At 31.9% G+C, this 22,628-nt stretch carries 19 protein-coding genes; 11 read left to right on the top strand and 8 right to left on the bottom strand.

All coding sequences use genetic code 11. The annotated features are described in order from the left end of the window. Window positions 1-18: 18 nt before the first annotated feature. Together M2326_RS15465 and M2326_RS15460 are read right to left on the bottom strand one after the other, a co-directional pair. The gene (locus M2326_RS15465; RefSeq protein ID WP_264620448.1) at window positions 19-612 is read right to left on the bottom strand and encodes an RsmD family RNA methyltransferase; all 594 of its coding nucleotides are present in this window, start codon (window positions 610-612) and stop codon (window positions 19-21) included. Beyond that, window positions 609-1,415, bottom strand: coding sequence for a DUF3822 family protein (locus M2326_RS15460; protein WP_264620447.1), 807 nt, complete (start codon window positions 1,413-1,415; stop codon window positions 609-611). The genes M2326_RS15465 and M2326_RS15460 overlap by 4 nt, the downstream gene beginning before the upstream one ends. A gap of 325 nt (window positions 1,416-1,740) precedes the next feature. On the opposite strand from M2326_RS15460, the gene M2326_RS15455 reads away from it, so the two are divergent. Both M2326_RS15455 and kdsB read left to right on the top strand, forming a co-directional pair. Continuing rightward, window positions 1,741-3,165 (top strand): ATP-dependent DNA helicase, encoded by a 1,425-nt coding sequence (locus M2326_RS15455; protein WP_264620446.1) that lies wholly within the window; start codon window positions 1,741-1,743, stop codon window positions 3,163-3,165. A 194-nt stretch (window positions 3,166-3,359) separates the two neighbouring features. Next, window positions 3,360-4,085: a 3-deoxy-manno-octulosonate cytidylyltransferase gene (gene kdsB, locus M2326_RS15450; RefSeq protein ID WP_264620445.1), complete on the top strand. Its 726-nt coding sequence runs from the start codon at window positions 3,360-3,362 to the stop codon at window positions 4,083-4,085. Between the two features lie 367 nt (window positions 4,086-4,452). Here the strand turns inward: kdsB and M2326_RS15445 are convergent, their stop codons facing one another. Beyond that, the gene (locus tag M2326_RS15445; protein WP_264620444.1) at window positions 4,453-4,896 is read right to left on the bottom strand and encodes a helix-turn-helix domain-containing protein; all 444 of its coding nucleotides are present in this window, start codon (window positions 4,894-4,896) and stop codon (window positions 4,453-4,455) included. Between the two features lie 311 nt (window positions 4,897-5,207). Between M2326_RS15445 and M2326_RS15440 the strand changes: the two genes are divergently transcribed. From M2326_RS15440 to M2326_RS15425, 4 genes are all read left to right on the top strand, one after another. Beyond that, window positions 5,208-6,365: a M14 family zinc carboxypeptidase gene (locus tag M2326_RS15440; protein ID WP_264620443.1), complete on the top strand. Its 1,158-nt coding sequence runs from the start codon at window positions 5,208-5,210 to the stop codon at window positions 6,363-6,365. A gap of 76 nt (window positions 6,366-6,441) precedes the next feature. Then, a complete protein-coding gene (locus M2326_RS15435; RefSeq protein ID WP_072943262.1) occupies window positions 6,442-6,921 on the top strand; it encodes an Lrp/AsnC family transcriptional regulator in 480 nt (159 codons plus the stop codon). Between the two features lie 87 nt (window positions 6,922-7,008). Further along, complete coding sequence (locus tag M2326_RS15430; RefSeq protein WP_264620442.1) at window positions 7,009-9,594, top strand: phosphoenolpyruvate carboxylase; 2,586 nt, start codon at window positions 7,009-7,011, stop codon at window positions 9,592-9,594. A gap of 12 nt (window positions 9,595-9,606) precedes the next feature. Further along, the gene (locus tag M2326_RS15425) at window positions 9,607-10,122 is read left to right on the top strand and encodes a DinB family protein (RefSeq protein WP_264620441.1); all 516 of its coding nucleotides are present in this window, start codon (window positions 9,607-9,609) and stop codon (window positions 10,120-10,122) included. A 342-nt stretch (window positions 10,123-10,464) separates the two neighbouring features. Here M2326_RS15425 and M2326_RS15420 read toward each other — a convergent pair whose 3' ends face one another. After that, entirely contained in the window at window positions 10,465-11,487 is a 1,023-nt protein-coding gene (locus tag M2326_RS15420) for an adenosine deaminase (protein WP_264620440.1), read from the bottom strand. A gap of 512 nt (window positions 11,488-11,999) precedes the next feature. On the opposite strand from M2326_RS15420, the gene M2326_RS15415 reads away from it, so the two are divergent. Both M2326_RS15415 and M2326_RS15410 read left to right on the top strand, forming a co-directional pair. Then, on the top strand, window positions 12,000-12,659 hold the full coding sequence (locus M2326_RS15415) for a M15 family metallopeptidase (protein WP_264620439.1): 660 nt from the start codon (window positions 12,000-12,002) through the stop codon (window positions 12,657-12,659). 259 nt (window positions 12,660-12,918) lie between these two features. Continuing rightward, window positions 12,919-13,851, top strand: a complete 933-nt coding sequence (locus tag M2326_RS15410; protein WP_264620438.1) for an NAD-dependent epimerase/dehydratase family protein — start codon at window positions 12,919-12,921, stop codon at window positions 13,849-13,851. 276 nt (window positions 13,852-14,127) lie between these two features. On the opposite strand, the gene M2326_RS15405 is transcribed toward M2326_RS15410, so the two are convergent. The 3 genes from M2326_RS15405 to M2326_RS15395 all read right to left on the bottom strand — a co-directional run bounded on the left by M2326_RS15405 (window position 14,128) and on the right by M2326_RS15395 (window position 16,782). Next, the gene (locus tag M2326_RS15405; protein ID WP_264620437.1) at window positions 14,128-15,864 is read right to left on the bottom strand and encodes a thiamine pyrophosphate-dependent enzyme; all 1,737 of its coding nucleotides are present in this window, start codon (window positions 15,862-15,864) and stop codon (window positions 14,128-14,130) included. Between the two features lie 103 nt (window positions 15,865-15,967). Beyond that, window positions 15,968-16,567, bottom strand: a complete 600-nt coding sequence (locus M2326_RS15400) for a nitroreductase family protein (protein WP_264620436.1) — start codon at window positions 16,565-16,567, stop codon at window positions 15,968-15,970. Window positions 16,568-16,626: 59 nt separating this feature from the next. Further along, window positions 16,627-16,782 (bottom strand): hypothetical protein, encoded by a 156-nt coding sequence (locus M2326_RS15395; protein WP_264620435.1) that lies wholly within the window; start codon window positions 16,780-16,782, stop codon window positions 16,627-16,629. A 904-nt stretch (window positions 16,783-17,686) separates the two neighbouring features. Between M2326_RS15395 and M2326_RS15390 the strand changes: the two genes are divergently transcribed. The 3 genes from M2326_RS15390 (at window position 17,687) to M2326_RS15380 (ending at window position 21,292) form a co-directional block, all read left to right on the top strand. Next, window positions 17,687-19,939: an acyl-CoA dehydrogenase family protein gene (locus M2326_RS15390; RefSeq protein ID WP_264620434.1), complete on the top strand. Its 2,253-nt coding sequence runs from the start codon at window positions 17,687-17,689 to the stop codon at window positions 19,937-19,939. A gap of 429 nt (window positions 19,940-20,368) precedes the next feature. Then, window positions 20,369-20,491, top strand: coding sequence for a hypothetical protein (locus tag M2326_RS15385; RefSeq protein WP_264620433.1), 123 nt, complete (start codon window positions 20,369-20,371; stop codon window positions 20,489-20,491). Window positions 20,492-20,566: 75 nt separating this feature from the next. Continuing rightward, window positions 20,567-21,292, top strand: coding sequence for a flavodoxin family protein (locus M2326_RS15380; RefSeq protein WP_264620432.1), 726 nt, complete (start codon window positions 20,567-20,569; stop codon window positions 21,290-21,292). A gap of 323 nt (window positions 21,293-21,615) precedes the next feature. Here M2326_RS15380 and M2326_RS15375 read toward each other — a convergent pair whose 3' ends face one another. Beyond that, window positions 21,616-22,413, bottom strand: coding sequence for a DUF1853 family protein (locus M2326_RS15375; protein ID WP_264620431.1), 798 nt, complete (start codon window positions 22,411-22,413; stop codon window positions 21,616-21,618). Window positions 22,414-22,628: the final 215 nt, after the last annotated feature.

Below are 22,628 nucleotides of genomic sequence, written 5' to 3'. Positions count from 1 at the left end.
AAAATAGACGAGTAGAGATTATTCTTCTTCGTCTTCGATATCTTCATTTTCATTATCGACTTCTTTTTCTCCATTATTTAATTCGAAAAAGCTAAAAATAGAACCTCCGTAACTTTTCATGAAAGAGAAATTCATCATGTGATCGAGTTTAGTATATTTTGAATGTTCGATAACCATCATACCATCTTCATTCAAACTATTTCTTTCAAAAATTATGGTTACGATTTTCTCAAACGTTTTTTGATCAAAATTGTATGGAGGATCTGCAAAAATAATATCATAAGTAGCATTATTTCTTTCCAAAAATTTAAAAACATCACTTTTTAGAGCAGCGATATTAAAATCGTACTCTTCTGCTGTTTTTTTGATAAATTTCACACACCCAAAATCGCCATCTACAGACGTGATTGGTGTGCTTCCGCGTGAAGCAAATTCATAACTGATGTTTCCGGTTCCGGCAAATAAGTCTAGTATTTTCAATCCTTCAAAACTGAAATGATTGTTTAGTACATTAAATAAGGCTTCTTTTGACATGTCGGTTGTAGGTCGCACGGGAAGGCCTTTGGGTGGAGAGATACGTCTTCCTTTAAATTTTCCTGAAATGATTCTCATGAGTTGAAAAGTATAAAATGTTTTCTGTTTTCGGCCTCAGAAAAATAATTGTTCCATCGTAAATCTTCTACATCAATTAATTCGATGTTTCGGATGTATTTGTAGGCTATCTTGTAAAATTCACTCTCAAAATTGATGTTTCCAATCAATTCTAACGGAAAATTCTCTGGATTCATATTTAGCTGTTCAGCAGTGAATAATAAATAGTACAAGAAATCCTCTGGGGTTGTGTATTCAAACGAGTTGAATAAAAGTAAATTTTGATTCTGTATCACAATAATTTCAAAATAACCTGGAGCAAAATGTACCCAGATGGTTTTGTTGTCGTTGTTTTTGGATTGATCCATTAACTTGCTAAGCAAAATAGTGTTGGCATGCTTATAGTCAAAGCTACCAAATTTATCAATAAAATAGTTATTCATGTTTACATATGGAATAAAAACGGTATTGATATTATAGGTGTTGATTTCGTCAAAGGCAAAAAAATCAGTTTCAAAAACCTTTGTATTATATTGTAAATAACTCCCTAGATAATTTTCATCAAATAGAGAAGTGGGTACAAAGGTAGAGAGGTTGTTGTTATGAATGATTAATACTTCATCATAGGTATCATTTAGTTCCTGATGTTTCTGAAAGGCATCCGAAAATAAATCTTCAATTTTTATTCCTTTGTCAATAGTATCAAACAAAACTTCGTTAAAAGAGGATATGGTACCGTTCAATGTGTCAAAACAACAAAAAGAAAGTCCAGTCAATGAAACTTGAATAGATAGTTTTTTGTATTTCTTTTCGGTGATGTCCATGAATAACGCTGTTTTTATTTACTTTGGCAAACTTACAACTTCAAAATTCAAAAATCAAGATTCAAGAATCAAAATAACAATTTCGAATATCAAAAACAAAGGACTATTTCAAATAAAAAATAAAAGACAAGAACCGACTAAAATTCAAATTTGGACCGTAGTATTTTTTTGGTAAAATAAATTGCTACATCTATTTTTTTTATCAAAATAGTTGATTACTACTCTTCAGTTAAAAAGCAACTTCTTGCCTTGATAATAAAAAAAATAGTTAAATGAAAATCATTACCCTATCTTTGAATTTCAAATTTACAATCCCAATTACAAGATGAATTCCTCCTTATTATATAGTCTTTTACGAAAAAAATTTCCTTTTACGCCAACGCAGCAACAGGATATCTTTTTTCAAAAAATAGCTATTTTTTTAACAGACACCTATGATGATACTATTTTTGTATTAAAAGGATATGCAGGAACAGGGAAAACAACTGTTATTTCGACAATTGTTAATAATTTACTCGAAATCAATAAAAAATATGTTTTGCTAGCTCCAACAGGTCGTGCGGCAAAGGTGATTGCAAATTATTCCGAAAAACCTGCTTTTACCATTCATAAGAAAATTTACTTTCCTAAGAAGTCATCAGGTGGTGGTGTTTCTTTTGTTTTACAGCCCAATAAACACAAAAACACCATTTTTATTGTAGATGAGGCCTCGATGATATCGGATACCAATTCGGATTCCAAATTATATGAAAACGGATCTTTGTTGGATGATTTGATTTCTTACGTATATTCAGGAACCAATTGTAAAATGATTTTGTTGGGAGACACGGCGCAGCTGCCTCCTGTAAACTTAGACATCAGTCCAGCTTTGGATATTGATACGCTTAGTTTGCATTACAATAAAGAAATTGATCATATTGAACTAGATGAAGTCATGCGTCAGGAAGAGGATTCGGGAATTTTATTTAATGCAACCGAACTTCGTGAGTTATTGAAAGATTCATTTATAACTGAATTTAGGTTTGATGTAAAGAATTTTAAAGATATTGTACGTTTGACAGATGGATATGATATTCAGGACGCAATTAATTCCGCCTATAGTAATTATAGCATTGAAGACACCGCTTTTATTGTTCGCTCGAATAAAAGAGCTAATCAATATAATGAGCAAATTCGAACCAAAATATTAGACAAAGAAAGTGAACTATCATCAGGTGATTTCTTGATGGTAGTTAAGAATAATTATTTCTGGTTGAAGGATTCTGATGAAGCAGGGTTTATTGCCAACGGTGATATTATTGAAGTTTTAGAGATTTTTAAAATCATAGAATTGTATGGTTTTAAGTTTGCTCAAGTAAAAATCCGAATGGTCGATTACCCAAATCAAAAACCATTTGAAACCGTTTTGTTACTTGATACTATAAAAAGTGAATCCCCCTCTTTATCCTATGAAGAGTCCAATCGACTCTATGAAGAAGTCATGAAAGACTATGAAAATGAAACAACAAAATATAAGAAATTTCAAAAAGTTAAGGCAAATGAATACTTTAACGGGTTGCAGGTAAAGTTCTCCTATGCAATTACTTGTCATAAATCACAAGGTGGACAATGGGATACCGTTTTTATAGAACAACCCTACTTACCCAACGGTATAGATCGTGATTACATCCGTTGGTTATACACTGCAATGACGAGGGCAAAAAGTAAATTATACTTGATTGGTTTTAAGGATGAAAGTTTTATTGAGTAGTACTATCGGCACAGGTTTACAATATAGATCACAACATTTTTTTTCAGTAATATTCAATAAGAACCTATGAAAGTAGATTTGACAAATAGTAAAAAATAAAACTTTCTATAAGATTGTATATATTTGCTCACTTTAAAATGCGTTAACAATAAATACTTTAATTCTTACTGCTTTTGCGGTTTAATAACTATTCTATGAAAATAATAGCAGTCATTCCAGCCCGTTACGCTTCTACACGATTTCATGCCAAACTGATGCAAGATCTTGGTGGTAAAACAGTAATTTTAAGAACGTATGAAGCTGCATTAAATACGCAATTATTTGACGATGTTTTTGTAGTAACAGATTCCGATTTGATTTTTGATGAAATAGTCAATCATGGTGGAAAGGCAATTATGAGTATCAAAGAACATGAATCGGGTAGTGATCGTATTGCAGAAGCTATTGAAAGTATTGATGTAGATATTGTTATCAATGTGCAAGGAGATGAGCCGTTTATAGATATAAAACCTTTAAAAGAAATTATTGAAGTGTTTAAAAATGATAGTGATAACAAGGTGGATCTAGCATCGTTAATGTTTGAAATAAAAGATCAAGAGGAGATTAATAATCCCAATAATGTAAAGGTTGTTGTAAATCAAAATAACTTCGCATTGTACTTTTCTCGTTCTGTAATCCCCTTTCCAAGAGATATAAATGCTGGAGTACGATATATGAAACATATTGGGGTGTATGCTTTTCGAAAACAAGCTCTATTAGATTTTTATAGTTTACCAATGAAGTCACTTGAAGCCTCAGAGAAACTAGAACAATTGCGTTATCTTGAATTTGGTAAACAAATTAAAATGATTGAAACTACCCACGCCGGCATCGGTATCGACACGATTGAAGACTTGGAGAAAGCTAGAAAGCTTATTTAGGTAGTGCTTGAGCTGTTTTAATAATAAATCTTTAATAAGTTGACTTTTGTTTCAAACCAAGTCGAATCTTTTCTTAAAATTTATAATACTCTTTAACGTTAACTATCCACAAGAAATTCACTTCTATAAAGTTTTTTAGTTCAATTGGCTTCCGTGTATATGTACATATTTGATAGCAGGAAAGTTGAACGCAGGAGGATAGGTAGTAAGAGTTCTAAGTTAATGTTGGTTTTAATCTTTACTACAGCCAAAACGGGGCTGGAACAACCTCAATATTCATTATTAGACATAATATACGGTGCAACTTACGAATGGTGGTTAAGGATCCTTTTAATTTGTTACGTATGTAGTACCAAAAAGTTAAATACTATTCAGGAATATAGCTTTTAAAGGTTCCGTTTGTATAAAAGACAACAATCTTTTCGACCTCAGAAGTTGTGCTTGCAATAGTTTGAATTAGGTCTTTACCTTTTTGCTTTTCGAAAGTAGGAGGTGCGTCATTTTGTTTTTCTTCCGAAAATAAATCTACTGGTGGTTTTTTTATTTCTAAAGGTGTGTTGGGGGTATTAGTTTCTGTTATATCACTTTTGGGAAAAGTACCTGTTCCATTTAATAACCAATACAAATCGACTTCTGGGAACTCTTCAAGTATTTTTAAAATAAAATCCAAACTAGGTTTATTTCTTCCTGAAAGCAAGTGTGACAGACTAGATCTTTGTACACCGATTTTATCCGCAAATGCAGAGGCATTCAAGGTATGATATTCTAATATTACTTCTAGTCTTTTAATGAAATCTTCCGTGTTTACCATTGTAAATTACGTATTGGTTTTACTTATTTACAAATGTAATCATTTTAACAACAACTTGCTTATTTACATCTGTAAATTAGATTATAATACAATTTTAACATATAGTTAAAGTTTAGATTATAATCCATAAAATACTGAATAAGTAAACATTAAATACTAAAATTAAAATTAGTAACAATTGTCAATTTTTGGAGTGTTCAGGAGTAAATAACCCATTTGAAAAGTGTTTACAATTATAAAAAAGTAGCTTTTAAAACTGTTTACAATTGTAAAAATAAAGTTGTTTACTTTTGTAAATTAAATAATATGATATGAATTTAGAACAATTGTTCCAAGAAAATAAAGAACAGTCCTTACATGGAAGGTACCTAACACTAGATGCTATTGCTCCATTATTAAATCAATTAAACACTAATAATGAATTATCAATTATAGGGCAATCGGCACTAGGTGAGCCAGTCTATAGTTACCTAATAGGTCATGGTGATACCCGAATATTTTTATGGTCACAGATGCATGGAAATGAAAGTACAACGACCAAAGGAGTATTTGATTTTTTGAATTTATTAAAGTCTGGTTCGGTATTAGCGACCTCGTTATTGAGTCAGTTTACTTTCTGTGTATTGCCAATGTTGAATCCTGACGGTGCACGCTTATACACTCGTGAAAATGCCAATAAGGTAGATTTAAATAGAGATTCCCAAGATCTAACCCAGCCCGAAAGTAAATTATTACGCGCCATGTTTGAGGAATTCAAACCAGATTATTGCTTTAATCTTCACGATCAGCGTACTATTTTTGGTGTTAGTGATACGGGAGAACCAGCTACGATGTCGTTTTTGGCTCCTTCTTATAATGAAGAACGGGAAGTTAATGATTCTAGATTGAAGGCAATTGAGTTAATTTCCGGTATTAATGATGTACTACAGCAATTTATACCAGGGCAAGTAGGCCGTTTTGATGATTCTTTCAACATTAACTGTATAGGGGATACTTTTCAGTATATGGGAGTACCTACGCTTTTGTTTGAAGCGGGACATTATCAAGGTGATTACGAGCGTGAAATAACGCGAAAATATGTTTTTATGTCGTTATTGAGTAGTTTTGAAATACTAAGCGAAAACGTTATAGTTTTTAAAGGAATTGATAATTATTTAAATATTCCTCAAAATAAACAGTCTTTTTATGATTTTATATATAAAAACATAAAAATAAATTATGATGGTATTGAAAAATTAACGAATTTTGCTGCACAATATAAGGAGGAATTGATTGAAGGTAAAATTGAATTCAATGCTTATATTGTTGAGATAGGAGAACTGGAAAATCGTTTCGGTCATGTTGTCTATAATTTAGACGGTGAAGAATTGAGTGATTTAGATAGTGAAGCTATCAAATTAAACAAAAAAGCAAGTTTTTGTTTGAAAAACAATGCAAGATTTGTTAATGGATTGATAAAAAAACAATAATTTTCAGCTTTTTTTAGTTTTTATGTATATTTTTATAATTCGTAAAACCTGATAATTATAATTAATTTTAAAAAATATGAGTAAGTTCCGTTTAGATGAAGTAGATCATCAGATTTTAGATATGTTAATCGATAACACAAGAGTACCTTTTACAGATATTGCAAAAAAGTTATTGATTTCAGCTGGTACTGTGCATGTAAGGGTGAAGAAAATGGAAGACGCTGGTATTATTATGGGTTCGTCATTGGTACTTGACTATGATAAATTAGGGTATTCATTCATTGCTTATGTAGGTGTTTTTCTAAATAATACTTCTCAAACTAAGTTTGTTTTGGAGCGTATTAACGAAATTCCATTTGTTACTGTGGCTTCAGTAACAACAGGTAAATTTAATATTTTCTGTAAAATCAGAGCTAAAGATACCAAACACGCCAAAGATGTAATCTTCATGATTGATGACATTGATGGTGTTTATAGAACAGAAACTATGATTTCTCTAGAGGAAAGCATTAACGATAAAAAGCGTTTGATGCATACCATCTTTAAAAACATGTAATTGACTTGAATGCTATATTTTTAATATAACCTTAAGTTAGTTCTTGAGGTTATTTTTTTATAAATCCATTAAAAAACAAAAATAAATATGTACATACACCCTAAAATCGAACGATTTAATCAAAATGTTCTTTCAAAATATAATATTTATAATAGTGTTTTTATAACATTACCTTTTGATTCAATTGATAATACTGGAGTAATGCTTCCGTTATTTACTGATGTGTGCGAATCTGGATTCAAAAAACATGAGACTCCAAAAGAAATTATGGAGTTTTTCTCAAACAAATATTTGAGTTCTAATAATGAGAAAGATAAGCTTGATTTGATGTTTCGCTTTATTCAATATATTGAGCGTCAAATAGTATTGTTTGATGCCGTTGAAGATGCTGCTTTTTCTACCGTAAATAATATGGAAGGAAGAGGATCTTTGAGGGATATTAAAGAAAAAACAGATGCTAAAGGGAAGCAAGAAGAATTGATTGAGTTTTTTAAAGATTTCAATATTAGAACAGTTCTTACTGCACATCCTACACAATTTTATCCTGGAGCAGTATTAGGAATTATAAATGATCTAACTGAAGCTATTAGAGGAAATGATTTATTAAGAATCAAACAACTTTTGGCACAGTTAGGAAAAACGCCTTTTATCAAAAACGAAAAACCAAATCCTTATGATGAAGCGGTTAGTTTAATTTGGTATCTCGAAAATGTATTCTATCCTACGTCTAGTGATATGATACATTATCTGCAAAAAAATATTTTCCCTGGACAAACAATTGATAACCCAATTGTAAAATTAGGTTTCTGGCCGGGTGGTGACCGTGATGGTAACCCATTTGTAACAACAGAAATTACTTTAAAAGTGGCTGATAGTTTGAGAACTTCAATCTTAAAATGCTACTATATCGAAGTACGTAAACTAAAAAGAAAATTGACTTTCTTCAATGTTGATGTATTGGTAGCAGAATTGGAAAGCAAATTATACCGCTCTGTTTTTTATTCGCAAGGAGATATTTATATTACTTTGGAAGAATTAAAAGCTCAATTAAATAAAATTAGAAGTATTGTTATAGAACAACATCAATCATTGTATTTAGATGATTTGGAAGCATTGATTATAAATGTGAATTTGTTTGGGTTCTATTTTGCTACTTTGGATATTCGTCAAAATAGCCGAATTCATGATGCTGTTTTTAAAGATGTTTTTGATTTTTATCAAAAAACTGATGCTTCAGTCTTTCCAGCTAATTATTATGACTTAAACGAAGCTGAAAAATTTAATGTATTATCTACTGTTAAAGGTAGCTTAGATTCTAAAGTTTTTGAACAAGAAATGACTCGTGCTACTATTGAGTCAATCCAAGCTATTAAAGTAATTCAAGCTAAGAATGGAGAGCAAGGAGCAAATCGTTATATTATTAGTAATAATGAAAGTGCTTTGAATGTAATGGAAACATTAGCGATGATTCACTTGACAGGTTGGGAAAAACCAACTGTAGATGTTATTCCGCTTTTTGAATCTGTAGATGATTTGTTGGATGCTCATAATATTATGGAGAAGTTGTACACTAACCCTATGTATGCCGGTCATTTGAAAAGTAGAGGTAATATACAAACAATTATGTTAGGATTCTCTGATGGTACCAAAGATGGTGGTTATTTAATGGCTAACTGGAGTATTTATCAAGCCAAAGAAGCTTTGACTGCTATTTCTAGAAAATATAATGTTGAAGTGATTTTCTTTGATGGTCGAGGTGGGCCGCCTGCTCGTGGAGGAGGAAAAACACATAAATTCTATGCGTCTCTAGGACCAAACATCGAAAATAAAGAGATACAAATTACGGTACAAGGTCAAACGATTAGTTCAAATTTTGGTACTTTGGATTCGTGTCGTTATAATTTAGAAAATTTATTGAGTGCTGGTGTAACCAATCAGGTATTTAATAAAAATAAAAATATCTTGGCTCCTGAGGATAAAATCGTGATGGATAAATTATCCAATTTAGGGTATGATAAATATTTAAATTTCAAAAATCATCCACAATTTATTCCTTATTTGGAGCAAATGAGTACTTTGAAATATTATGCTAAAACCAATATTGGAAGTCGTCCATCAAAAAGAAGTAAATCAGCAGAACTAGATTTCAAAGATTTAAGAGCTATACCATTTGTAGGGTCTTGGAGTCAATTGAAACAAAATGTTCCAGGTTTTTATGGTGTAGGTGCTGCATTGAAACATTATGAAGAAGCAGGAGAATGGGAGAAAGTACAAGCGTTATATGATAATTCAATGTTCTTTAGAACCTTGTTAGAAAACAGTATGATGTCTTTGGCAAAGTCATTTTTCCCTTTAACAGCATACATGAAAAATGATCCAGTTTTTGGTGAATTCTGGCAAATGATCTACGACGAATTTTTGGATACCAAACGTTTATTGTTGAAAATTGCAGGTCATACAGAGTTAATGGAAAATTATCCTGATGGTAAAGCTTCTATTGAAATTAGAGAGCGTATTGTGTTGCCTTTGTTGACAATACAGCAATATGCTTTATTACGTATTAATGAATTAAATAAAGCAGCTGTACCAGACGATGCATTAATTAAGGTATATGAAAAAATCGTTATGCGATCTCTTTTCGGAAATACAAATGCAAGTAGAAACTCTGCGTAATTAATTGAAGAGATGAAAGTAAGCGAATTAACTACTTCTGAATATTCGAATTTTTTTTCGACTTATATTGATGTATTGAAAAATGAAGATTTGATTGAAGACTTAGAAATAAGTCTTCATCAATTCATCAAATTTGTCCAAAATATTTCAATGGATAAATTCGATTTTCGGTACGCTGAAGGAAAATGGACTATCAAAGATATTATTCAACATTTGATTGATACTGAAAGGGTATTCTCTTATAGAGCCATGAGGATTTCAAGGAATGACCAAACTTCTTTAGCTGGTTTTGATGAGAATGATTATGTAGCAAATACAGATGCAAACTCTAGAAATATACAGGGTTTATTAGCTGAATTATCTGCTGTTCGATTTTCGACCTTATTTTTATTTAAAAGTTTTACCGATGAACAATTAAGTAGAATGGGGGTAGCGTCGGATCAATCGGTGTCTGTTAGAGCTTTGGGATTTTTGATTATTGGACATCAAAAACACCATCAACACATTTTTCAAGATCGGTATATGTAAGTATAAAAAAGCATAAAAAAACCACGAATCTTCTATGATTCGTGGTTTTTTTATGCTTTAAAAATAGAGTACTGAAATTATTAAAAGTGAAAAAAGCTCCAGGATAAGAAGATTTTCTACCATTTTTTTAATTGAAATAGCACATAACACATTTATTTTGTAGCTACTCTCAGTTGGTACAAATCTATATTGTAAAAAAAAACTATAATTTTTAAAAAGTATAAAAAAGAATATTTTTTACACATCAACTATTACTATAATAAAACGGAACAAACTATAAATAAATTTTGTTCCGTTTTACTATACGTATTCAATAGTTGTTTTACATTTTGAAATTGAATATTAGTTGAGACTGTTGAAATAGGTCTTAACCGTTGCGATATGTGTTGCTTTATCATCTGAAGATAACCAACTAGCTTCAAAACCATTAATAGCCAATTGCATTAATTGGTTATTGTTAAGGTTTAAGGCTTTGGCAGTTTCATAATAATTCTCATTCATGTATCCGCCAAAATATGCAGGATCATCAGAGTTGATGGTAGCTAAAATTCCTTTTTCTAACATTTTAGCTACGGGATGATCTTCCATTTTTTTGATCACTTTGAGTTCCAAATTACTAAGTGGGCATAAGGTCAAAGCAATTTTATTATCGATTAATCTTTGTACCAAAGCATTATCATCCAAACAGCGGTTTCCGTGGTCTATTCTTTCAATTTTCAAAATGTCAAGAGCTTCCCAAATATAGTCTGCTGGACCTTCTTCTCCTGCATGTGCAACCAATTTAAAGCCCTCTGTGGCAGAAGCTTCAAAAACATTCTTAAATTTACTAGGTGGATTTCCTAACTCTGAGGAGTCAAGTCCTACACCGTCAATCCAATGTTTGAAAGGAAGTGATGATTCAAGTGTTTGGAAAGCTGACTCTTCGCTCAGATGACGCAAATAAGACATTATTAATTTATATGAAATATTCAATTCAACTTTGGCTTTTTCAAGTGCATTGTGAATTCCGGTGATTGCCACTGAAAAAGGGACACCTCTATCGGTATGGGTTTGTGGATCGAAAAAGACCTCTACATGTACCACATTTTGGCTGTGTACTTTGGTTAAATATGCCCAAGTTAGATCGAAAAAATCTTGCTCCTTTAAGAGTACCTGCGCTCCTAGATAATAAATATCCAAAAATTCTTGAAGATTATTAAACTGATATGCTTTTTTCAATGATTCTACAGAGTCATATGCTAAAGTGATATTATTTCTATTGGCTATTTCGAACATAAGTTCTGGTTCAAAACTCCCTTCGATGTGTAAATGTAACTCCGTTTTTGGGATCCCTTGAATGATTTTTTGTAATTCAGATAATTTCATAGAATGTATGTTGTTTTTTAAAATAGGTATTTAACGATAAAATTATAATATTTTACGGTAGTAATGGTAAAATCGAATGTAAATTATCGGTATAATTTGGAATCCCAATTTAAAGGACCATTCTTATTGATATGTATTTATATCAATACTAGCTATTTCCTCTTACATAAGATGAAAATTCATCTTTATGTAGTAACAAAAAAAAAGATTAGATTTTCTTAAATGAAGATTAAGCTGCTGCTTCCAAATGATTTATAGATTAAAAGTTGAACTATTGGAACTAGAAAATGAAAAGGAAGGATAGTGCTCTTATTCCCTAATTTTAGTAAGCTAAATAGTAAGGTAAATATGGGTTATTGAATTGGAATACAAACTCCCAAAAGTATAAGGATTTTAATTCTTATTTAATAGTGAAAAAAAAGAGGTTTTAGAATAGGATAAAACCTCTTTTTTTTATCTAATAATTTTAGAGATTGGGTTATAATTTCTTATTTTTAGTCAAAAATATATTCATGTCAATTTTTATACGTTTTATAATTTCGATGACCGTTTTGGTCGTACTTTTATCTTGTCAATCTACTTTACCATTAAGTGTGAATAGCCTAAATCCACTACCACAGGAAAATGATACAACATTTGTAAAATTGAAAAATTACAGTACCGATTTTGTATATAACATGAAGTATGCCACAAAAGACAATTTTTTGAAGGCCAAAGTATATGATTGTGATGAATGTTACTTGAGGTTAAAAATCGTAAAAGCCTTGCTATTGGTCAACAAAGAATTTATGAAGAGAGGTTATCGTATTCAACTGTTTGATTGTTACCGTCCGCTAGATATTCAAAAGAAAATGTGGGCTATCGTTCCCAATGCTCAGTATGTAGCCAATCCTGCCAAAGGAAGTATTCACAATAGAGGTGGAGCAGTGGACATAACACTAGTTGATAAAAACGGAAAAGAATTGGATATGGGAACTCCTTTTGACTTTTTTGGGGAGGAAGCAAGTCACCATTATAAAAATGTGTCTGTCGAAGTAAAGAAAAACAGAGAATTTTTAAAAAATATTATGACCTCTAAATATTTTAATTCCATTGACTCTGAATGGTGGCATTATAATTTGAAATTAGCTTTGACTGATAAAATTTCAAATGAAAAATGGGATTGTGAATAGGAAGTGATTTTTTAAGCAACTATTGTTTCACAAAGGGAAATAAACAATTAAGAGTGAATTTTAGTTTTAAAGAGTATGTAAAATAGTTTTTGATATAAAATAAATTGTATAATTGAAAGCTTTTGGCGGTTAATTTATAGGGATTTATTTTCAAAAATAATAGTATCAAGCAATATTAAACGGTAATTCTGTAACTTTTTTATAGTTGTAATTAGTACCTTAGTCTTCATAAATTAGGGTCTCATAAAACAAAATAACAATGCAAACGATACTAGGCGCAAACGGAATTATAGGTGAAGAATTAGCTCGTGAATTACGTAAAAATTATACCTCAAAAATAAAATTAGTGGGTAGGAATCCAGAGAAAGTAAACCCTGATGACGAACTTTTTAAAGCCGATTTACTTGATCCAAAATGCGTTATTGAAGCACTTCAGGAAACGGAGATTGCCTACCTCACTGTAGGTTTGCCTTATGACTCTGAGATTTGGCTTCGTGATTGGCAAATTGTACTGAGAAACGTAATTGCTGCGTGTAAGATCAATAAATGTAAATTGGTTTATTTTGATAATACTTATGCTTACCCACAAGATACTAGTATTCAAACAGAAACAACTCCACTAACTTCGGAAGGAAAAAAAGGAAGAGGAAAAAAACTAGCTGCAGATTTATTGTTGCAAGCGATTACAAATAAAGATATTGAAGCCGTTATTTGCAGAGCACCTGAATTTTATGGTCCCGGAAAAACAAAAGGCTTAACTAATACAATGGTTTTTGAAAATTTAAGAAAACACAAAGAACCAAAAGTATTCCTTAAAGACGATGTATTACGAACTTTAATATTTACTCCTGACGCGAGCAAAGCTATGGCTCTGATTGGTAATACACCAGATACTTATGGACAAACGTGGCACTTACCTTGTGATGATAACAGACTTACATACAAACAATTTTTTTTAGAAATCGAAAAACAACTAGGTCGCCCAGTTCCTTACACTGTGTTAAGTTCTTTTGTTTTGAAAATAGCAGCCTTAACGGATAAAAATATAAAAGAAACACAGGAATTATTGCCTCGATATGAAATTGCAAATATCTTTGATTCTAGAAAATTTAAAAATCGATTTCCTGATTTTGAAGTAACAACATATCAAGAAGGAATTAAGGCTATTTTGAAGGATTTCGATATAAAATAAAAGAACTCCTTATTTCTACATCGTTTATAAAGTAAAAATTAGGAGTTCTTTTTTAAGGTGCTAAATGCTATGGTTCTTGACTTCAATATTTAGAACGATTACTAAGTAATAATTTTATCTTTTTAAGAATAAACTATTGATACATTATGTAATATTAAATTAAAAAAACTAAATAAAAAAAGCACAAAGTCTATAAAATGTTTTTGTGCTTAATAAGTTAAAATTAGATGTGATAGCATGGTAAGGTTATAATAAAAACGAGTTTTAATACATTCTTTATAATACTTCTTTTAAGTGCTTATAATTAGTTTTAACCATTTCTAATACTTCATCCATTCTACCACCCAATATCATTTTACTTATGGATAAAGCATAGCCTTTCATTTGATCAAATTCCATTTTTGGAGGCATTGCCAAAGCTTGAGGGTTGGTAAAAACACTTACTAGAACTGGGCCTTCATGAATAAATGCTTCCTCAAGTGCATTTTGTACTTTATCTGGATGAGTTACCGTAATTCCTTTAAAACCCATTGCTTGTGCAACCATAGCAAAATCAGGATTTACCATATCGGTTTCATTATTAGGTAAACCTTCCACTTGCATTTCGAGTTGTACCATTCCCAGAGATCGATTATTAAAAACAATTAATTTTATAGGAAGGTTATATTGTTTAATAGTGGCCAAATCACCCAAGAGCATTGAGAGTCCTCCATCTCCACAAAAAGCGATTACTTGTCTTTTTGGATAGGCAAGTTGTGCACCAATCGCCATTGGCATCGCGTTTGCCATTGATCCATGATTAAATGAACCCAACATAAAACGTTTACCCGTACCTTCAATATATCGTGCTCCCCACACGCAACACATTCCTGTGTCTACAGTAAAAATAGTATCATCATTCGCCATTTTATTAATTGTAGACGCAACATATTCGGGACTAATATGATTTTCTTTACCAGAGTCCTCAACATATAGATTTAAGTTTTCTTTTACTTTGTTGTAAAATTCCAATTGAGCATTCAAAAAACTATCATCATCTTTTTCATTAATCAAAGGTAATAACGCAGCGATAGTATCTGTAATTTTACCGTTCAATCCCATTTCTAATTTCGCACGTCGTCCCAATCGTTCAGGCTTATAATCGATCTGAATTATTTTATTTTTTACAGGCATAAAATGCTCATAAGGAAAATCTGTTCCCAACAAGAGTACAACATCTGCTTCATGCATAGCATGAAAAGCAGAAGGTACGCCCAACAAACCTGTCATACCCACTTCATAGGGATTATTGTACTGCATACCCATTTTTCCTCGGAAAGAGTATCCAATAGGTGCTTTCAGAAGTCCCGCTAGTTTCACAATATCATCATGAGCTTCTCTTGCTCCAATACCACAAAAAATAGAAATTTTGGGATACTTATTCAAAAGATTGGCAAGCTTTATCATTTCATTATCGGCTGGTTGGATAATAGTTGCTCCATCAAAATTATACATAGAAGTTGCACTTTCTACGGCTTGCATTGAAGAGATATCACCAGGTAAACCAAACACTGCAACGCCTTTTTTATGAATTGCATTCTGAATAGCTGCTTGTAGCATACGAGGAACCTGAGTAGGAGTAGTAGCTAATTGATTGTAAACACTACAATCATCAAATAATTTATAAGTATTTGTCGATTGAAAATAGTCTACTCCAAATTCAGGAGTGTTGATAGTAGAAGCAATAGCTAGCAATGGAACACCAGAACGATTGGCATCATACAATCCATTTATCAAGTGAACATGTCCAGGACCACTACTTCCGGCACAACAAGCTAAACCGTCTAATTCTGCTTCAGCTGCCGCAGCATATGCGCCCACTTCTTCATGGCGTACATGGATCCATTTTATTTTTCCGCTGCGTCTTACTGCATCATTCAGTTCATTTAAACTATCGCCAGTAACGGCATATATTCTTTTTACATTGTTACTTACGAGCATTTCCACAATTTGATCTGCTACTTTTTTCAACATATCTATTGATTATTTTATCAGTAATGAGATACTATTATTTTTATAAATAGTAGTAATTGGACGTAACTATTTTAGTCGCCAATAAAAAACAAAACTAAAGTTCTTAAATATTTTCAATTACATCTTCTTGTGATCTTCTAGATTTTGGCTTAACCTCAATTCGGTTAAAGTCATCTTCAGCACCATAACCTACAGCCAAAGCAAATAGAGGTTTGTAAGCTTTCATATCGAGTATATTTATATATTTATCCGCTTCGATACCTTCCATTGGAGTAGAATCCAAGCCCAAGGCAATGCTTGCGCTCAAGCCGACACCCAAGGCAATGTAGAGTTGTTTTTCAAGCCATAATTTCAAATCAGCTTCAGGCATGTTGGCTCTCATATTAGTGTACCAATCTCTCAAAGCGGGAACATATTCACTATCTACCACTTTTTGAAAAACATCCAAATCGTCTGCCACACTAAAAATGACTAGTAACTCTGCTTGTTTAATTTTTTCTTCATTATGGAGAGATGCAGCCGCCAATTTCGCTTTCACTGCAGGATTTTGAACAAATGTAAATTTCCAAGGCTGAATATTAATTGAAGAGGGAGTGAGGCGTAGAACTTCTTTTAGTTCCTCGATCTTCTCTTCGGGTATTGCTCTATTTGTATTGTATTTTTTTGTGGAATATCTTTTTTGTGCTAAATCTAAAATAGTCATAGGTTTTTTTTTAATGTTTGTATTATATTGTATTTGTGTAATGGATTCAAAAGTAATTATCAGTCCCTCGCTCTGTGAACAACAGTTTTATTTCCGTCTTCATCAGTTTCAATTTCGGTAGTTAAATGTACCTCTTCCGATTCCTTGATCTTTGCTTTACATTTACCTTTTGATTCGTCTTTATTATTTTGAGTTTCTTTATTATTATTTTCCATACTGCTGATTATTTTAATTGTTACTAAAATTAAATGATAATTAAGTTTAAGCGATACCTTAATAAGGCTCGAATAAAAGAGTAAAAGGATATTAAAAAACATCCATCAATTTTCACCACTATATTTATTAAATGAGTCCTTAAACTAAACTGTATTTATCATCAAATATTTATAAAGTGAAGTTCGGGATTAAATAGTAAATAATATTATATAAGTATCAATAAAAGTTTCATAATTAGCAGTTATTAAGGTAAACTAATACTCAAAAACCCCCCAAGTGATCCGACCACTTATACTATTTAATTCGAAGAGGAGATACTTGGTAGTTCTATCATGCGCCTAATCCAGCACTCCGCTATAGCCCTCCATTCGGTGGCTTTTTTTACTAGTCACTAGAGGAGCTTCCGTTGGTCGCTCTCTAGTGACTGTAAAAAATAGCCATCAACTTCTCGGGGCTACCGCTACGATCTGGGGCGTAGCAATTTGTAGACAAAATAGACCCTATCATAGATTCAAAAGGAGTAGGTTGTAAGTAATTCAAACCTACAATTTAAGAGTAAGAACATGTTATTAAGTAGGTGAATGGTATTTCTAAAACTTTTATTTTCTTTTAATGATAAAAATAAGCCTAGTGATTATCAAATACAAAGCATTTTACTTATGTTCGACTACTTAGAAGTATTTTTTTTTGGAATGTATTTCAAAAACTTTTGCCTTTTCTACTTTAGCACCTTTATTTTGAGAAAGCTCCCTTTTCCTTTTTCATTATCACAACCGTACTACGCAATAGCTATCTTTTGAAATTAAAATTAGTACCTCCTTAACAAAGAATACAAATTAGAATTCGTATTTTCATAATCTATTACAGATACAGAATAACTTAACCATTTTGAAGACACCTATTATGGAAAATGCTAAACTACAAGCTTTTATTCCTCTTTTTTATCTCGTTTGGTCAGATGATTTATTGACCAGAAAAGAGTTTATTACTTTGCAAAAATTTATCAATGCGCAAGGTTGGCTTTCAGATGAGGAGCAACTATGGCTATTGTCAAAAACAAATATCAATAACCCACCTTCACGTAAAGACATAACAGATTGGAAGGATACAGTTGAAGAAACTATTCAGGAAAATCAGTCGATTAAGTCTATTTTCGAAATTGCTTTGGCATTATCTGGTAACGATACAACCATTCAAAACTTGGAGTCTTCTTTTGTAAAACTAGAAAATGATTTAGGAATTCTAGGGGAGGAGGCTATTAATAATTTTAAAACTAAGGCAAATCCACGAACTGTGACGCATCAAACGGATGATAATTTTAATGTTCAAAAAATCAGAGCCATTCTAGATGGTGATCAAGCCCCAATAATTGAGAAAGTAAAAACCATAATTTCCAGTCCAGAATTTAAGTTGAAAACCATAACAGATGTAAACGTTTATCGACAAAGAGTTTTTGATTGGTGTAAAATTTTAGCTCAGGAAAACTTGGGTAATATGGCTTATCCCCACAAATATGGTGGAGGAGAAAATATGGCTGATTATTTTGCCATCATGGAGACCTTGAGTTATCATGATTTGAGCTTGGTTATTAAATTTGGAGTGCAATTTGGATTATGGGGAATGAGTGTGCAATCCTTGGGTACCGAAAAACATTATATCAAATACCTACGTGATATTGGTACCTTAAAATTACCAGGCTGTTTTGCAATGACCGAAACCCACCACGGTTCTAATGTGAAAGGATTGGAAACTACAGCTACGTATCATCACGAGAGTCAGTCTTTCACAATACATACACCACACCCAAAAGCACAAAAAGAATATATAGGTAACGCAGCTTTGCATGGACAAATGGCGACAGTATTTGCAAAGTTAATTATAGAGGATCACGATTATGGCGTAAATGCTTTTATTGTTCCCTTACGCGATGAAAAAGGCAGCATTTTAGAGGGAGTTACTATTGGAGATTGTGGTCATAAAATGGGACTTAATGGAGTAGACAATGGTACAATTAGTTTTGACCAAGTAAGTATTCCAAAGGATGATATGCTGGATCGTTTTGCCTCGGTAAATGATAAAGGTGAATTTGAAAGTCCAATTCCAAGTGATAACAGACGTTTCTTTACTATGCTAGGAACTTTGGTTGGAGGCCGAATTGGTATTCCACGTTCGGCTTTGGCAGCTGCCAAAACGGGACTAACAATTGCCATAAAATATAGCGACCAACGTCGACAATTTGGACCAGAAGGTGACTCTGAAGTGCCAATTTTGAATTACCGAATGCACCAAAGACGATTGCTAATTCCGTTAGCAAAAACCTATGCTGTTCATTTTGCTTTGCAGTATTTGACGCAACGATTTTTGACAAAAACGGAACCAGAAATGCAAGAAATAGAAGCATTGGCTGCGGGTTTGAAATCGTATTCTACTTGGAGTACAACAGCAATTTTACAAGAATGTAGAGAAGCTTGTGGAGGAAAAGGATATTTGTCTGAAAACAGAATTGATGCATTAAAAAATGATACAGAAATTTATACCACTTTTGAAGGGGACAATACTGTATTGATGCAGTTGGTTGCAAAAAGCCGCTTATCTGAATTTAGAAAATCCTTTGGGGAAATGGGCTCATTGGGAATTATTAGTTACGTTTATGAAAATACTAAATCAGTAATAGCCGAAAAAAATCCGATTGCAATTCGAAATACAGACGAACACCACTTGTTAGATGGAGAATTTCATTTACAAGCTTTTCAACACCGTGAAAAGACAATTTTGGCTTCTGCTGCCAAGCGCATCAAAAAATTAGTGGATAACAATATGGCTCCTTATGATGCTTTTAATGTCGTGCAGCACCAGATGATTGATGTAGCTGGAGCTTATTTGGACCGCGTAGTTTTAGAACAATTTCAGTTGGCCATTGCTACTGTTGAAGATGAAAAATGCAAAGCAATTTTAAATCAGCTCTGTCAACTGTACGCACTTTCTCAAATAGAAAATAATAAAGCATGGTATCTAGAGGACAATTATATGGAAGCAGTGAAAACAAAAGCTATTCGGAAAATGGTCAATCAATTGTGTTGGAACGTACGTCCAGATGCTGTGGCTTTGGTAAATGCTTTTGCAATCCCAAAATCCTGTTTGGGAGCGTTAGTATAAATGCATTTATAGGCAAAAAATGTAATCAATAGAAAGAAAGTATAAATTTTGACTTCTTATAAGTTGTTTAATTTTCACATACGGATGTAGTTCTCTAATTCAGTTATTTCTATAATTGGGATTAAATTTAATTCTCTTGAGTAGTATCGATTTATGGTTATCAACTTATACTTAGTTGAAAGGATAAGGAAATGCAATAGAAACTTGTTTTTAGTAATCTAATAAGCTCAAACACTATGTATTAACCAAATTTACAAAACGATAAGGACTTTGTATTATATGGATTACTTATACCAATAGATACTTTTAACGGTAAATTTTGAAACTTTTACAGTTTTTTATATAAATTAATTGTCTTTAGAATACCGAAATTCATTTTATTAAATATTACTTAAAAAAAAGTATATAATTCCTTAAAAAAAACAGAATATGAATAACTTATTTAAAGGCCTTTTGGCAGGTTACGGTGCCAAAAAATTGGGAGGAGGCTGTTTTAGCACAGTATTGATTTTTACCCTTATTTGGGTAGTATTAGGGCAATGCAGTCACTAAGAGATTTACTTTATAAATCTTATATTTTGACTTTTAATTTAGCTGTTTAATAACTAAAATTTAAAAATTATAATTATGAATTTTTCGAACTTATCGGTTATTTATATTAATTGCACTTTAAAGAAATCACCTCAAAAAAGCCATACAGAAACTTTAATGAAGGTTTCTCAAGATATTTTAAAAAAAGAAAAAGTTTCTTTTGAAACCATACGCCTCATTGACCAAGAAGTTGCCGTAGGTATTTATCCAGATATGACAGAACATGGTTTTGAAAAGGATGTTTGGCCTTCAATTTTTGAAAAAATAATGACTGCAGATGTACTTATTATTGGAACACCTATTTGGTTAGGTCAAAAATCGTCTGAAGCGCAAAAACTTATAGAACGTTTGTATGCTATGAGTTCTCAAACTAATGATAAAGGACAATACATATATTATGGTAAAGTAGGAGGGTGTATCATTACTGGAAATGAAGATGGGGCTAAACATTGTGCAATGGGAATTTTATATTCTATGCAACATATTGGCTACTCCATACCTCCACAAGCAGATTGCGGGTGGTTGGGTAAAGTAGGACCTGGACCTAGTTACGGAGATACAGAATGGGATGGCAAAAAAATAACTCCACCGGTTGGTTTTAATTCTGATTTCACCAATAGAAACACCACATTTATGACCTATAATTTGCTTCATTTAGCAAAAATATTGAAGGAAAGTAATGGATATCCTGATTATGGAAATTCTAGAAATAAATGGGATGATGGTACGCACTGGGGTTTTGAGAATCCGGAATACAGATAGAATTAAATAATTTCAAAAGAGTTTTCCAAAAGATATTTATTGAAGGATTAGATGTGGTTGGCTTTTTATCATTACAATAAAATTGCGCAGCTATTATATTGAGAACTAGAAGAAAGTATAGCTCATCTTTAAAGATTAACTAGCAGAGAAGAACTTAATTTATATGTTATGTAATTTATGGAGCCAATGCCGTCATTGACCAGGGATCTTACTGCTGGAATTGGATTATAATCGTTATGATTAAATTTTTAGTTAAATTGATAATCGTTGTAAATAAGCAGCAGCTTACTTACTAATTACAATTATGCAATAATCATCACATTTTACCACCAAACGATAAAAAAAACAGCATAGGAGTTTTTTTGTTTTTGCCAACATAATAGGGATCTTTTCTCGTACATATTGATTCGAATACTCTTTTCAATAGAATTAATTTTTATCCACATTTCGTTGTCTGCTGGATCTATACCCCAATCAGTTTTTGAAGGTAAAAAATAGAATTTGTCAGTAGAATCAAGACTTATAAAAGTATCAAAATCTAGATAATATCCTTTAATGGCTTTCTGGTAAACAGGAGGTAGGTTTTGTTTGAAATCATAAGGAACAAATAAGGAAACTAACAAACATAAAGCTTGCGAAACAGTTTTTATATCCAAGTTATAAAGTTGTGAAGCAGTACAATCATAGTGCAATAAAGGGAATTGCTTAGTTTTTAATTTTGTTAATTTCTGTTGTAAAGAATCATTTCTATTGGGTCCAATCCAGTTGTTTATAGGTTCCAAGGAAAGGGTAGGATCAAAGAGGTAAAATTTATAGGCTAACTCTACATGAATTAAATCTCTAGTTACTTCATTTTCGATAATAAAATCAAGTTCACCAATGGTCTTTTTATCTTCAATGATCTGTATGTTTTCATATACAAGATTATAGTTGGTAGAGTTTTTTATTAGTTCAGAAACAATTTTTTCAGCAAGATGTCCCAATCTTAGATTAGTGGGTAGTTCAAATTCCAAATCATCGCGAAGGTTTAAAACTGCTAAATCAAAAGAAGGCACAGCAGTAACCGAAAATTCGAGATTATTCGTCTTTATAATTGAAGCTATCCTTGAGTTGGTTTGCATTTTGTTTTTTAATTATAGCGTATTTGTGTAAATTAATACAAAGGAAATGAAAAGACAAATCGGAACGTATTGCAGTTGCTAAAGTTATACGCTAAAGTTCGGAAAAGAATCGAGTAACTCTGTATTTTAGCCCCTTATAAGTTCAGAGTGATATTCTAAATTTCAAATAGTACATTTGAGATATGAAATACAAGAAATGGAGTTTAGAAGAGAAG

Source organism: Flavobacterium psychraerolatum (genome assembly GCF_025960985.1).
GTDB lineage: Bacteria > Bacteroidota > Bacteroidia > Flavobacteriales > Flavobacteriaceae > Flavobacterium.
This window is presented reverse-complemented; position numbering and strand designations above follow the sequence as displayed.